This window comes from Pelomonas parva, assembly GCF_043555835.1.
Lineage (GTDB): Bacteria > Pseudomonadota > Gammaproteobacteria > Burkholderiales > Burkholderiaceae_C > Pelomonas > Pelomonas parva.
This window is the reverse complement of sequence record NZ_JBIGHV010000002.1, coordinates 525,263-538,746: the sequence shown is the minus strand read 5'-3', so window position 1 is coordinate 538,746 and position 13,484 is coordinate 525,263. Positions and strand designations below refer to the sequence as shown.

Genomic DNA, 13,484 nt, shown 5'->3' with positions numbered 1-13,484 from the left:
TGTTCGTGTGACTGCGGCGATCAAGTGAAGGACTTACCTTCAGCGACCAGTCGCGCCAGCAGCGGCGCCGGCGTCCAGAACGCGCCGTCGTCCATCGGGTTCTTCGCAAAGCGGTTCATCGCCTGCACGACGTTGAAGAGGCCCAGCGTGTCGGCGTAGCACATCGGGCCGCCGCGGAAGATCGGGAAGCCGTAGCCGGTCAGGTAGACCATGTCCACGTCCGACGCGCGCTGGGCGATACCTTCTTCCAGCAGGTGCGCGGCCTCGTTCACCAAAGCGAACACCAGGCGATGCACGATCTCCTCGTCGCTGATCTGGCGTGTCTTGGCACCGATGGCCTCACGGTGCTTGGCCAGCAGTTCGTCCACCACCGGCGACGGGATCGCGTCGCGCTTGCCGGGCAGGTAGTCGTACCAGCCGGCCCCGGTCTTCTGGCCGAAACGGCCCAGCTCACAAAGACGATCAGCACTCGCCGAATACTTCATCGTCGCGCGCTCGACCGCACGGCGTTTGCGTATCGCCCAGCCGATGTCGTTGCCCGCCAGGTCGCCCATGCGGAACGGGCCCATCGCGAAGCCGAATTTCTCGACGGCCTTGTCCACCTGCTGCGGGCTGCAGCCCTCGTCCAGCAGGAAGCCGGCCTGGCGGCTGTACTGCTCGATCATGCGGTTGCCGATGAAGCCGTCGCAGACGCCCGACACGACGGCCGTCTTCTTGATCTTTTTGCCGATGGCCATCACGGTGGCCAGCACGTCCTTGGCCGTTTCCTTGCCACGCACGACTTCCAGCAGCTTCATCACGTTGGCCGGGCTGAAGAAGTGCATGCCCACCACGTCCTGCGGGCGCTTGGTGAAGGAGGCGATCTTGTCGACGTCCAGCGTGGACGTGTTGGACGCCAGGATGGCGCCGGGCTTGGCGACTTCGTCCAGTTGCTTGAACACGGCTTCCTTGACGCCGATCTCCTCGAACACCGCCTCGATGATGAGGTCGGCATCGCCCAGGTCGGCGTAGTTCAGCGTCGTGCTCAACAGCGCCATGCGCTGGGCGTACTTGTCTTCCTTGAGCTTGCCCTTCTTGACCTGGGACTCGTAGTTCTTCCTGATCGTCGCGACGCCGCGGTCCAGCGCTTCCTGCTTGGTCTCCAGGATGGTGACCGGGATGCCGGCGTTCAGGAAGTTCATCGAGATGCCGCCGCCCATCGTGCCGGCGCCGATGACGCCGACCTTGGCGATGGTGCGCAGCGGCGTGCCTTCGGGCACGTCACTGATCTTGCTGGCCACACGCTCGGCGAAGAACAGGTGGCGCAGCGCCTTGGACTCGGGCGTCATCATCAAGGCCGCGAAGCCTTCGCGCTCGGCGCGCATGCCGTCGTCGAACTTCATCGTCACCGCACCAGCCACAGCTTCCAGGCAGCGCAGCGGCGCGGGGAAGTTCTTGCTCATGCCGCCCACCATGTTGCGGGCGAACTGGAAATAGGCATCGGCATTCGGATGGCGCGCCTTCAGGTCGCGCACCTTGGGCAGCGGTCGCTTCTCGGAGACCTCTTCGGCGAACTTGACGGCCGCGTCCAGCACGTCGGCATCAACGACCTTGTCGAACAGCTTCTGGCCCGGGACCATGGCCAGCATCTGCGCCTCCACCGGCTCGCCACTGACGATCATGTTCAGCGCGGGCTCCACGCCCAGTGCGCGCGGCAGGCGCTGCGTGCCGCCAGCACCGGGCAGCAGACCCAGCTTCACTTCCGGCAACGCAACCTTGGTGCCGCTCTGTGCGACGCGGTAGTGGCAGCCCAGCGACAGCTCCAGGCCACCGCCCATGCAGACGCTGTGGATGGCTGCGACGACCGGCTTGCTGCTGTTCTCGACGACCGAGATCAGGCTCAGCAGATTCGGCTCGGCCAGCGCCTTGGGCGAGCCGAACTCCTTGATGTCCGCCCCACCCGAGAACGCCTTGCCAGCGCCGGTGATGACGATGGCCGTGACGGCCGGGTCGGCCTCGGCGCGCTCCACACCGGCGGCCGTGGCGGCGCGGGTGGCAAAACCCAGGCCGTTGACCGGCGGGTTGTCGAGCGTGATCACGGCGACGCTGCCGCGGACTTCGTAATGGGCTGTCATGGGCACGACCTCGGTTGGCGGGCAAGCCGCACATCCTGCAGCCAGCCCAAAAATAGAACGATCGTTCGATTCTAGGCAGCGCCCGCCGCGCGGTCTTGTCCCGGCAGTGACAAGGCTGGGCCTGTCAGCCCTACTCGGTCCGGCGCAGCACCACCGTGTCCTTGAACGCCTCGGGCTTGGGCTTGGCCGGCTGCGGCTGCAGCTTGGACTCGGCGTACAGCCGCGCCGCCTCGGCCGGGTCCACCGGCGCCTCGGGCGGCGGCGCCGGGCGCGGTGCGGGCCGCACGGCCAGGCGCAACTCATGGTTCTCGCGCTGCAGCTGCTCGATCTGCTTGCGCGCCTGCGTCAGTTGCTGGCCGGCGAGCTGCAGCGCCTGCTCGGCCTGCAGGTGGCGCTGCGCCTCGCGCTTGGCGCGGCTGGACATGCGCGCGTACACGGCGCCCGCCGCCAGCGGGCCGCCCACCAGCAGACCGCCCAGCAGTGGCAGCAGTTGATCGTTGTCCATCTGTCTTCTCCCCGGTCTGGTTGTCGTACTGAATGTATAGGCGCGACATCGGGCCGGGCTCGGCGCTCAGGGTTTCCCGCAGGTCAGCGGGGCCGTTGGTCCGGCCGCGCTCGCCGGCTAGAGTGCGCCCATGCTGATCCCGGTCGTCTACCCGCCCCCCGACACCTCGCCGCCGCCGAAGTTCTCGCCGCCGCCGGGCCAGCCTCCCGAGCCCACGCCGCCGCCCGAGCCGCCACGCGGCAACGAGCCACCGCCGCCGCCACAGCAACCCAGCGAAGGCGACGTGCCGCGCATGCTCTACCTCGTGCGCGTGCTGTGGCTGTGCCTGTTCCCGGTCGGCATCGTCATCGCCGGCGTTGCCGTGCTGCTGGGGCTGGAGCAGGCCGGCGAGACGCTGCTGTCGCTGGAAGTCGGCAGCCTGCAGACGGCCATGCTCGTCTTCTCGTTCTGGCTATGGCTGCTGCTGGCCTGGTACACGAGCCGCCTGCTGCTGGACCGCCGCTTCAAGGCTGACTCGCTGGGCGAATGCACCCACCCGCGCTTTGCCGAAGGCCTGCGCCGCTGGCTGCCACGCGGCCTCGTCCTCGGCGGCGGCCTGCCCATCGCGGCCTTCTTCCTGCTGCAGACGCGCGAGCGCCTGATCGGCGCCGGGCTGCTGGCCGTCACGCTGGCGCTCTACCTGTTCGTCTGGAAGCGGCGCGCCTGGCTGCTCAAGCTCGGCACCGACTCGCGCCTGGCCCGCTGGCTGGCGCTGGACCTGCGTCGCGAGGCCATTGCGCTGATGGTGCGCGAGGACCGCATGGCCACGCCGTCGCGCATCCTCATCGCCCTGGTGATGCTGCTGCAATGGGCCTTGTTCGCCGCGCTGCTGGCCTGGCCCGAGGCCACGGCGCGCGCGCTGGGCTCGCCGGCCCTGGTGCTGCTGGCGATGGGCAGCTGGATCGTCTTCGGCGGCATCGTGCTGACCTATGTGCCCAAGGCGCTGATCGGCCTGCCGCTGACGCCGCTGCCGCTGCTGCTGTTCCTTGCCTTCGCGCCGCTGAACGACAACCACCGCGTCGCCCCGCCCGACCTCAACCCGCCGCGCGGCGTCGCCAAGCGCCAGCCTGCGGACGCCTGGCTGCAGACCTGGCTGCGCACCGTCGGTGCCGACGGCCGGCGGCCGCTGGTGCTGGTGGCGGCCTCGGGCGGCGCGTCGCGGGCGGCCTACTGGAGCGGCGCCGCGCTGGCCCGGCTGCAGGACCTGGGCGAGGCCGAGGGCGTCAACTTCGCCGACACCGTGTTCGCCATCAGCGGCACCTCGGGTGGCGCTTTAGGAGCGACCAGCTTTGTCGCCGCCCTCGACGCACGCCGCCAGGCCGTGAACGCCGCCGCCTGCACGCCGTGGCAGCTGGTGCGCGACTTCACCGGCCAGGACCACCTCGCCGCGCCGGTCGGCGCCCTGCTCTACGCCGACCTGGCCCAGCGCTTCCTGCCCATGGCGCTGGCGGGCGCGGACCGCTCGCTGGCGCTGGAGGAGGTCTGGACGCGCGACTGGACGCGCAGCCTGGCACGCCACTGCCCGCTGCGCGAGACCGCCCAGCCCAACCCCTGGCGCGAACCGCTGACCGTGCTGCACGGCCGCGCGAGCGACGCGCAATGGCTGCCGCTGCTGGCACTGAACAGCACGGCGCTGGCGCGCGGACAGCGCGTGCACCAGGCCGACTTCCTGCTGTTCAACAGCGACGGGCTGGACCTGCTGGACCCCACGCTCGGCCTGGACGTCGAGCGCCTCACACTGGCGCAGGCGGTGCACAACAGCGCCCGCTTCCCCTACATCAGCCCGGCGGCAGCCGTGTTCTTCAAAGACCCGCACATGAACGACGAGACCGGCGACAGCGGCCCCATCTGGGACCGACTCGGTGACGGCGGCTATGTGGAGGCCAGCGGCACGCTGATGTTGTCCGACCTGTTGCGCGACCTCGAAGCCAGCGGCCGGCTGCGCGTCTGCAAGCCCGAGGACGACTGTGCGGCGCAAGGCATCCTGGACCGCTCGCGGCTGCGCCTTCTGCTGCTGGTCAACCGCCCCTCGGAGGTGGACGACTGGCTGTGCCGCGACGCGCCCCAGGCCGCCGACGCGCCGCCGGTGGACAACCGCCGCTACCGCGCGGCCGACCTGCGCCTGGACGAGGTGCTGGCGCCGCCGGTCGGCATCCTGAGCAGCAACGGCGCGCGCGGCCGGGACTCGGCCGTCGACCTCATCAAGCGCATCGGCGGCTGCGGCCAGGTGGCCGAGCTGCGCCTGCCGGCCGTGCAGGGCGAGCGGCCGCCGTCGATGAACTGGATGCTGAACGCCACCTCGCGCGCCTTCATCGACGCCGCGCTGCTGGAGAAGCTGCCCGTCGCCGACGCCAGCGTCGGCCCGGCCCAGGCGCAGCTGAACGCCCACCTGCGCCAAGCCAAGGGCTGGCTGCAACAGATGAAGTGACGCTGCGGTGCAACATCGACGGGCCACAATGCGGCCCGACATGAGAAGTCTTCAGTCCCTGTTCACCGCTCCCGAGCGCCGCGTGCTGTGGCGCGCGCTGCTGGCCCTGCTGCTGGCCGTCATCACCTGGCTGGCACTGTCGCCCGCGCCACCGGAAAGCGCCAACACCGGCTGGGACAAGGCCAACCACACGCTGGCCTTTGCGGCGCTGGCCTTTGTCAGCGTCTGGGCGCTGTGGCAGCGGCCGCGCCAATGGCTGCTGCTCGTCGCGGCGCTGCTGGCCTACGGCGGCTTCATCGAGATCGCGCAGAGCTTCGTGCCCTCGCGCTCAGCCGAATGGAACGACGTGCTGGCCGATGGCATGGGCATTGCGCTGGGGCTGCTGGCGGCCTCGCCGATTGCGCGATTGAGCAAGTAGGGGCTCGTCCTACAGTCAGTGCCACTGCACTGACATACCGTTGGCAGCAGATTGCGATACGGTGCCAACCCATGTCGACCGCCCCGCTGCCGGACTTGCTCCGCGCCACCCGCGCCCACTCGCTGACCCTGGCCGCGCCGCTGTCCGACGAGGACGCGCAGCTGCAGTCCATGCCCGACGCCAGCCCGGCCAAATGGCATCTGGCGCACACCACCTGGTTCTTCGAGACGCTGGTGCTGACGCCCCATCTGCGCGGCTACCGTGTCTTCGACGAGCGCTGGCCGCGCCTGTTCAACTCCTACTACGAAAGCCTGGGCCCGCGCCACGCCCGGCCACAGCGCGGGTTGCTGAGCCGGCCGTCGCTGGCCGAGGTCAAGGCCTACCGTGCGCATGTGGATGCCGCGCTGGCCGACCTGCTGCCGCATGCACCTGCCGAGGCGCTCGCCCTGATCGAGCTGGGCTGCCACCACGAGCAGCAACACCAGGAATTGCTGCTGACCGACATCCTGCACGCCTTCTCGTGCAACCCGCTGCTGCCGGCCTATGACGCGGCGGCGCCTGCCCAGGTGGCAGCACCCGAGCAGGCCTGGCTGAAGCACCCGGGCGGCATCGTCGACATCGGTCATGCAGGCCCGGGCTTTGCCTTCGACAACGAAGGCCCGCGCCACCCCGCGCTGCTGACACCCTTCGAGATCAGCAACCGCCTCGTCACCTGTGGCGAGTACGCCGACTTCATCGACGCCGGCGGCTACCGCGAGCCGCTGCTGTGGCTGTCCGACGGCTGGGCCACCGTGCAGGCCCAGGGCTGGCAGCGGCCGGCCTACTGGCTGGCCGACGGCGGCGTCTTCGGCCTGCACGGCGTGCAGCCGATGGACGCGAATGCGCCCGTCATGCAGCTCAGCTTCTACGAGGCCTGCGCCTTTGCCGAATGGGCCGGCGCGCGGCTGCCCACCGAGTTCGAGTGGGAGGCGGCATGCGGCTTGCCGGGCTTCGCGCAGGCCGCCGACCAGGCTTGGCAGTGGACGCGCTCCAGCTACGCGCCCTACCCCGGCTTCAAGCCGGCGGTGGGTACCGTCGGTGAGTACAACGGCAAGTTCATGGTCGGCCAGCAGGTGCTGCGCGGCGGCAGCCTGGCCACGCCGGTGGGCCACGCGCGGCCCAGTTATCGCAACTTCTTCCCGCCGGCCGCGCGCTGGCAATTCAGCGGAGTGAGGCTCGCACGATGAAACCAGGCATTGAATGGCGCCAGCCCCGCGCTGCGGCCGAGAACGAGCAGTTCGCGGACGACCTGCACGCCGCGCTCAGCCGCACGCCCAAAGCGATCTCGCCCAAGTACTTCTACGACGAGGTGGGCTCGAAACTGTTCGAGCGCATCTGCGACCTGCCCGAGTACTACCCCACCCGCACCGAGCTGGCGTTGCTGCAGACGCACGCCACCGACATGGCCGCGCAGATGGGCGAGCGGGTGCAGTTGGTGGAGTACGGCGCCGGCGCGCTGCGCAAGGTGCGCCTGCTGCTGGACGCGCTGCCGCGCGAGCGCGTGGAGTTCGTGCCGGTCGACATCTCCGGCCCGCATCTGCTGTCGGCCTGCAACGGCCTGGCGGGCGACTATCCCGGCCTGGCCATCCACCCACTGGTGGCCGACTTCACGCGCCAGCACGCGCTCCCCGCCCGACCCGCAGGCGCCCGCCGTGTCGGCTTCTTTCCCGGCTCCAGCATCGGCAACTTCACGCCCGCCGAGGCCGACGCCTTCCTGCGCCTGGCGGCTGCCGAGCTGACCGGCGGCGGGCTGCTGATCGGCATCGACCTCGTGAAAGACCACGAGGTGCTGCATGCCGCCTACAACGACGCGCAAGGCGTTACCGCAGCCTTCAACCTGAACCTGCTGGAGCGGGCGCGCAACGAGTTGGGCGCCGAGTTCCCGGCGGGCGGCTTCGAGCACCTGGCCTTCTACAACCCTGCGTATTGCCGCATCGAGATGCACCTGCGCGCGACCAGGCCGCTGGCGCTACAGCTGGGTGGCGAGATCTACAGCTTCCACGAGGGCGAGACGCTGCACACCGAGCACTCGCACAAGTACACGGTGGCCGGCTTCCAGGCGATGGCCGAGCGCGCGGGCTTCCGGCCGGGCAAGGTGTGGACGGACGCCAACCGCTGGTTCGCGCTGCTCTGGCTGCAGGCCTGAACCGAACGCCCGAAACAGGGACAGGCCAACGCGGAGTTCAAACGGCGCGGTCGTGGTGACAATGCCGGCCGTCGCCGCCATGAACCCGATCGCTTCGCCCTCGCCAGACCCACCGCCGCCCGCCGCCGATGGCCGCCCGCTGACCCAGTTGCTGCGCGACTGGCAAGCCGGCGATGCGCAGGCCCTGCGCCGCCTGCTGGCCTGGGTGCAGGCCGAGTTGATGCGGCTGGCGCAGTCGCGCCTGCGCGGGCAGGACAGCCCCTCGCTGGGCGCGGAGGACTTGCTGCAGGAGGCGCTGCTGCGGCTGGTCAACGGTGCGCCGGACTGGCACGACCGCCAGCATTTCTTCGCCACCGTGTCGCTGGCGATGCGCCAGGTGCTGGTGGACCATGCGCGCCGCCGCCAGGCCGGCAAGCGCGCGGCCGGCGCCGGTTGGCAGTTGGTTGACTGGACGCTTGCCGACCCGGGCGAGGAGGCGCAGACCGCCGACCTGCTGACGCTCGACAGCCTGCTGCAGCAGCTCGAGGCCGAGGACCCGCGCGCCGCGCAGATCGTGCAGCTGACCTACTTCGTCGGCCTGGAGCGCGAGGACATCGCCACGTTGATGTCGCTGTCCGTCGCCACCGTCGACCGCGAGCTGCGCCATGCCCGTGCCTGGTTGTCGGCCGGCCTCGGGCGCGCCAGCCTCTGAACGCGTGGCCGCCCCCAGTCGCTACGCCCGCAGCAAGGCGCTGTTCGACGCGCTGGCGGACCTGCCCGACGCCGCCGCGCAGTGGCAGGCGCTGCAGGCGGCGGACGCCGACGAGGCGCTGCGCAACGACGTCTGGGCGCTGCTGCAGGCGCACCGCCAGACCACCCGCATCGGCGCGCCCATCGCCGCCGCGTCACGCGGCTGGCAGCCGCCGGCCGAGCCGCTGAAGGCCGGCGACCGGCTGGGCCCTTGGGTGCTGCGCGGCGACCTGGGCGAAGGCGGCATGGGCCGCGTCATGCGCGCCGAACGGGCCGACGGCGCCTATGAACAGCAGGTGGCCGTCAAGCTGCTGCGCGGCCGCGCCGATGCCGACGCGCTGGCCCGGCTGACCCGCGAGCGGCAGATCCTCGCCGGCCTGCGCCACCCGCACATCGCCCGGCTGCTGGACGGCGGCAGCACGCCGGCCGGCCAGCCCTACCTCGTCATGGAGCTGGTGGACGGGGCGCCCATCGACCGCTGGTGCGAGCAGCACGGCAGCGACCTGGCGGCGCGGCTGGCGCTGTTCGGCCAGGTCTGCGACGCGGTGGCGCATGCGCATGCGCGGCTGGTCGTGCACTGCGACATCAAGCCCTCCAACGTGCTCGTCGACAGCGAGGGCCAGGTGCGGCTGCTGGACTTCGGCATCGCCCGGCTCACCCAGGGCGACACGCCCGACGCCACGCCGGCGCTGACGCCCGCCTACGCCAGCCCCGAGCAGCTGGCCGGCGCAACACCTGGCACCGCCAGCGACATCTACAGCCTGGGCCGGCTGCTGCAGCTGCTGGTCGCAGGCTGCCTGCCCGCCGGGCTGCGCGGTCGGGCGCTGCGCGTCGTCATCGCCAAGGCGCTGGCCGACGAAGCGGCAGCACGCTACGCCACGGTGGGCGAGCTGCAGGCCGACCTGCACCGGCTGCAGCAGGCCCGGCCGGTGCGCGCCTGGCCGGCCGGGCCGGCGCGCCGCCGCTACGTCGCCGCGCTGGCGCTGCAGCGGCATTGGCTGGTGCTGCTGGCCGGTACCGGCGCCATCGCAATGGCCGGCGCCTTCACCTGGGGCCTGGCCCAGCAGCGCGAGAACGCGCGTCGCGAGGCCGAGGCGGCGCAGCAGATCAGCCGCTTCGTCACCCGGCTGTTCGAGGGCGCCGACTCCCACAACGGCGCCCAGCGCGCCGCCGACACCCCCGTGCGCCTGCTGCTGGACCGCGGCCATGACCAGCTGCAGCGCGAACTGCAGGACCAGCCGGCTCAGCGCGCCCGGTTGCTGGACGTGCTGGGCACCGTCTACGAGAACATTGGTCAGCTGGACTCTGCGGTCCGCGCCTACCGCGAGGCCATAGCGCTGGAGGCCGCCGCCGGCCCGGCCCGCCATGCGCACGAAGCCGCGCTGCAATACAAGCTGGCCTTCACGCTGAACCGGCAGGGCCGCTATGAGGCCGCCGCCGCTGCTGCCGAGCGCTGCCTGGCGCTGCGCGAGGCGCTGGCCAACACCGCGCCCGCCGACATGGCCGAAGCCCACAACGCCGTGGGCGTGACGCTGAGCAACCTCGGCCGCAGCGCCGCCGCCCGGCCCCACCTGGAGCGCGCGCTGACACTGCGCCGCGCCGAGTTCGGCGACACGCACAACCGCGTCGCCCAGCTGCACAACAACCTGGCGCTGTGGGCGCTGGCGGTCGGCCGACTCCAGGAGGCCGAGGTCCAGGCCCGCCGCGCCGTGGCCATCGGCCGCACCCTGCCCGCGTTGCCCAGCCTGCACCATGGGCGGCTGACGGTGCTGGCCCGCACGCTGATGGCGCAGCAGCGGCTGGACGAGGCCGAGCCACTGCTGCAGGAGGCGGCCACGCTGGCCCGCGAACGCTTTGGCGCCGACACCACCTATCTGCACCGCGTGCTGCGCGAGCTGGGCCTGCTGCAGGCACAACGCGGCCGCTGGCCTGCGGCGGTGACCACCTACCGTGAGGCATTGAGCGCCGCCGAACAGGGCGGCGACACCGGCAACCCGGTGCATGCGCTGACCCTGAGCCGGCTGGCTGTGGCGCTGGCGGCCATGGGTCACACCAGCAGCGCCGAGGCGGCGCACCGCCAGGCGCTGGCCGGCCTGCAGGGCGCCGGCGACCCGCTGGGCGAGGCCGAGGCCCAGGCCGCCTATGGCCAGTGGCTGCAGGCCCGGCAGCGCGGCGCAGAGGCGGCGCCCTTGATCTCTGCCGCAGCCGCCACGCGCAGCCGCCTGCTGCCGCCAGGACATCCCTTGCGCTGACCCCTCACTTCAAGGGAATTTGCGGTGCCGATGACAGGTGCCCCACCTTTTCTGCGTTGAGGCCACCCAGGCGGGCATGCCGCCCGAACACAGCCCCTGCAGGAGAGAACGATGTTCAAACCCAAGACCCTGGCCCTGTGCGCTGCACTGGCCGCGGCCCAGCCTGGCTTCGCCCAGGTCGATGAGATCCCCGGCAACCCGTCGGCGGCGGCACCCCGTGTCTGGTGGACCGGCGGCAGCAAAGGCAGTTTCGACGTGCCGAAGAACCGCCTCGATCTGGACACCAACTGGAGCGCCCCGCTGCGCGAAGCCGACGACCTCGGCTTCGGCCACACCAGCGGGCCCACCAGCCTCGTCAACGGCGGCAGCGGCTTCACGGCCAACAGCATCAGCTTCAGCGACCTGACGGCCTACACCCTCAGCGGCAACCGCATCCAGCTCAAGGGCAGCCTCTACAACGGCAGCAGCGTGCGGCAGACCTTCCAGGCCACGCTGCAAGGCACGGCTCTCGGCGCGCAGACGTGGAACGGCGGCAGCGCCGGCATCGCCCTGCAGCTGGCCAGCCAGGTCGGCAACCGGCTCAACCTCATCGACATCAACGCCACGGTTGCCAGCACCTTTCTACTCAAGCGCGAGGTGATGAACCTGGACTACGGCCAGGGCGTTGCCCTCAACCTCACCTACAGCCAGCTCGCCACGCCAGGCGGCGCCGCCATCACCGGCGGCTGGGAGAACGCCCGCATGCAGCTGGTGCGCAGCACCTGGACGAGTGGTGGCACGCTGGCCATCGGCGGCGGCAACAAGAGCGCGCGGGTGGAGCTGCAGAAGTCCGCCCAGCTGCAGGCGCAGGACCTGCGCATCGCCCGCAACGGCCGGCTCACGCTGTCGGGCGGTGACCTGAGCTTCACCAGCATCAGCCTCGTCGACGGCGGCACGCTGGACTGGGTGCGCGGCACGGTCCACGCCCGGGGCGCGCTGGCGTTGGGGGCACTGGGCCCGGCCATTGCGCTGGACGCCGATCATTTCCTGAAGGTGGATGGCCCGCTCACCGTCGCCACCGGGCAGACGCTGTCGATGACCGGCAAGAGCCTGCTCACCACGCCCGAGCTGCACCTGGCCGGCGGCGTGCTGAAGGCCGGCGTGCTGGGCGGCCAGGTGCCGCTGCTGAGCGGCCACGGCCAGTGGCTGGGCCGGGTGGGCGGCGCCACCACCATCAACGCCAGCGGCGGCCTGCTGCGAATCGGCGACCCATCGCAGACCGGCGCCGTCAACCTGAGCGGCACGCTCAGCCTGGCCTCGGGCGCGAGCGTGCAGCTGGACAGCCTGGACCTGGCGGCGCTGGGCAGCCGCACGACGCTGGTGGGCGGCAATGTGCTGGCCGCCGCCAACGGCATGGCGCTGGCCGCCGGTGACCAGCTGGCGGCCCGCAACGGCGGCCGGCTGCAGGGCAGCCTGGTCAACGACGGCCTCGTCATCACCCGCCGCTCACAAGGCAGCGCCGGCTTGCTGACGCTGGACGGCGAGGTCAGCGGCAGCGGCCGCTTCGATGGCGAGTTCAGCTTCCTGGCCGGCATCAGCCCGGGCGCCGAGCGGGGCGTGGGCATTGGCAGCCTGGCGTTCAGCGGCAGCGAGGTCTGGCTGGGCGAGCAGGCCCGCCTGACGCTGGACATCACCGACGGCGCAGGCGGCTGGACCGGCGACCGGCTGACCGGCATCGGCCGGCTGCATGCCGGCGGCGAGCTGCGCCTGCGCTTCCACGGCGGGGCGCCCGAGGCCGGCGATGCCTGGCAGGCGCTGGACTTCAGCCAGCTCGACGGCAGCTTCAGCCGCATCACCATCGAGGGCCTGGACGGCTGGCAACTGGACACCGAGCAGCTGCTGGCCAGCGGGCGCATCAGCGTCAGCGCGGTGCCGGAGCCTGGGACCGCCGCGCTGCTGGTGATGGGCGTGGCCGTGCTGCCGTGGTGCCGGCGGCGACTGGCCGGTCGCGCCGAGACTGCAGACGCAAGGAGCTGATCATGATTTCACGCCAGCTGGCCGCCGCCGTGATGGCCTGGGTGATGTGGGCGCAGCCGGCGCAGGCCGCCGAGCAAGCCGACGTAGCGCTTCTCAGCATGCAGTCCCGGGCCACCCTGACTCTGGGCGGCAGCCCCGTCACGCGGCGCTTCGACGCGCCCTTCAACACCTCACTGGAGCGCGACGGGCTGGGCAGCGTCACGGTGCAGTCGTCCAGCAGCACGGGTGGCGGCGTCAACGCTGCGGCCATGGCGCGCTCCGGCCGCGCGATGGCTGACTTCGACTCGACCCAGACGTTCCGGTTCGCCGACACCCACAGCCCGCAGTGGGTCACGTTCGGGCATGTTGTCGAAGGCAGTGTGCAGTTGCCTTCAGGCAGCGGCGCCGGCAGCCTCTCCTACGGCCTGACCTTGTTCGCGCCGGATGGCCGCACGCTGCTGCGTGACGTGTGGAGCGATCAAACCAACAGGGCCTCCGCCAGCTGGTTCACCGAACTGGGGCCGGTCAGCTTCCTGGCCGAGCCCGGCATCTACCGGCTGGAAGTCGAAGGTGTTGCGTTTGCCGATGCCCCGGTCGGTGGTGGCGTCACGCGGGCGAATCTGTCGAGCTATCTCAGCTTCACGGTCACGCCGGTGCCCGAGCCGTCAATGTTCGAGCTGCTTGTCGGTGGAATAGGCGTGGTCGGCGCAGTTGCTAGCCGGCGGCGAGCCGGCCGGCAGTCGCAGGGGCGCGCGACCCGCCGGGCTGCCGCTGGACGCAACGTGAAACCCAACGATGCATGAAGCGGCCAGTGCCGCC

At 71.2% G+C, this 13,484-nt stretch carries 10 protein-coding genes; 8 read left to right on the top strand and 2 right to left on the bottom strand.

All coding sequences use genetic code 11. The features are described 5' to 3' along the window. Positions 1-20: 20 nt before the first annotated feature. Positions 21-2,114, bottom strand: a complete 2,094-nt coding sequence (locus ACG00Y_RS05995) for a 3-hydroxyacyl-CoA dehydrogenase NAD-binding domain-containing protein (RefSeq protein WP_394476908.1) — start codon at positions 2,112-2,114, stop codon at positions 21-23. Positions 2,115-2,244: 130 nt separating this feature from the next. Then, positions 2,245-2,619 (bottom strand): hypothetical protein, encoded by a 375-nt coding sequence (locus ACG00Y_RS05990; protein ID WP_394476906.1) that lies wholly within the window; start codon positions 2,617-2,619, stop codon positions 2,245-2,247. A gap of 130 nt (positions 2,620-2,749) precedes the next feature. Between ACG00Y_RS05990 and ACG00Y_RS05985 the strand changes: the two genes are divergently transcribed. The 8 genes from ACG00Y_RS05985 (at position 2,750) to ACG00Y_RS05950 (ending at position 13,468) form a co-directional block, all read left to right on the top strand. Beyond that, positions 2,750-5,086: a hypothetical protein gene (locus ACG00Y_RS05985; protein ID WP_394476905.1), complete on the top strand. Its 2,337-nt coding sequence runs from the start codon at positions 2,750-2,752 to the stop codon at positions 5,084-5,086. A gap of 40 nt (positions 5,087-5,126) precedes the next feature. Beyond that, positions 5,127-5,504, top strand: a complete 378-nt coding sequence (locus tag ACG00Y_RS05980; RefSeq protein WP_394476903.1) for a VanZ family protein — start codon at positions 5,127-5,129, stop codon at positions 5,502-5,504. 71 nt (positions 5,505-5,575) lie between these two features. Further along, a complete protein-coding gene (gene egtB / locus ACG00Y_RS05975) occupies positions 5,576-6,730 on the top strand; it encodes an ergothioneine biosynthesis protein EgtB (protein ID WP_394476901.1) in 1,155 nt (384 codons plus the stop codon). Next, positions 6,727-7,689: an L-histidine N(alpha)-methyltransferase gene (gene egtD / locus ACG00Y_RS05970; RefSeq protein WP_394476899.1), complete on the top strand. Its 963-nt coding sequence runs from the start codon at positions 6,727-6,729 to the stop codon at positions 7,687-7,689. Before egtB ends, egtD begins: the two co-directional genes overlap by 4 nt. Before the next feature lie 79 nt (positions 7,690-7,768). Beyond that, the gene (locus ACG00Y_RS05965) at positions 7,769-8,380 is read left to right on the top strand and encodes an ECF-type sigma factor (protein WP_394476898.1); all 612 of its coding nucleotides are present in this window, start codon (positions 7,769-7,771) and stop codon (positions 8,378-8,380) included. 4 nt (positions 8,381-8,384) lie between these two features. Beyond that, positions 8,385-10,670 carry a protein kinase domain-containing protein gene (locus ACG00Y_RS05960; protein WP_394476896.1) on the top strand — a complete coding sequence of 762 codons (2,286 nt, stop codon included), beginning with the start codon at positions 8,385-8,387 and terminating at the stop codon, positions 10,668-10,670. Between the two features lie 111 nt (positions 10,671-10,781). Next, the gene (locus tag ACG00Y_RS05955; protein WP_394476895.1) at positions 10,782-12,686 is read left to right on the top strand and encodes a hypothetical protein; all 1,905 of its coding nucleotides are present in this window, start codon (positions 10,782-10,784) and stop codon (positions 12,684-12,686) included. 2 nt (positions 12,687-12,688) lie between these two features. Further along, entirely contained in the window at positions 12,689-13,468 is a 780-nt protein-coding gene (locus ACG00Y_RS05950; RefSeq protein ID WP_394476893.1) for a PEP-CTERM sorting domain-containing protein, read from the top strand. Positions 13,469-13,484: the final 16 nt, after the last annotated feature.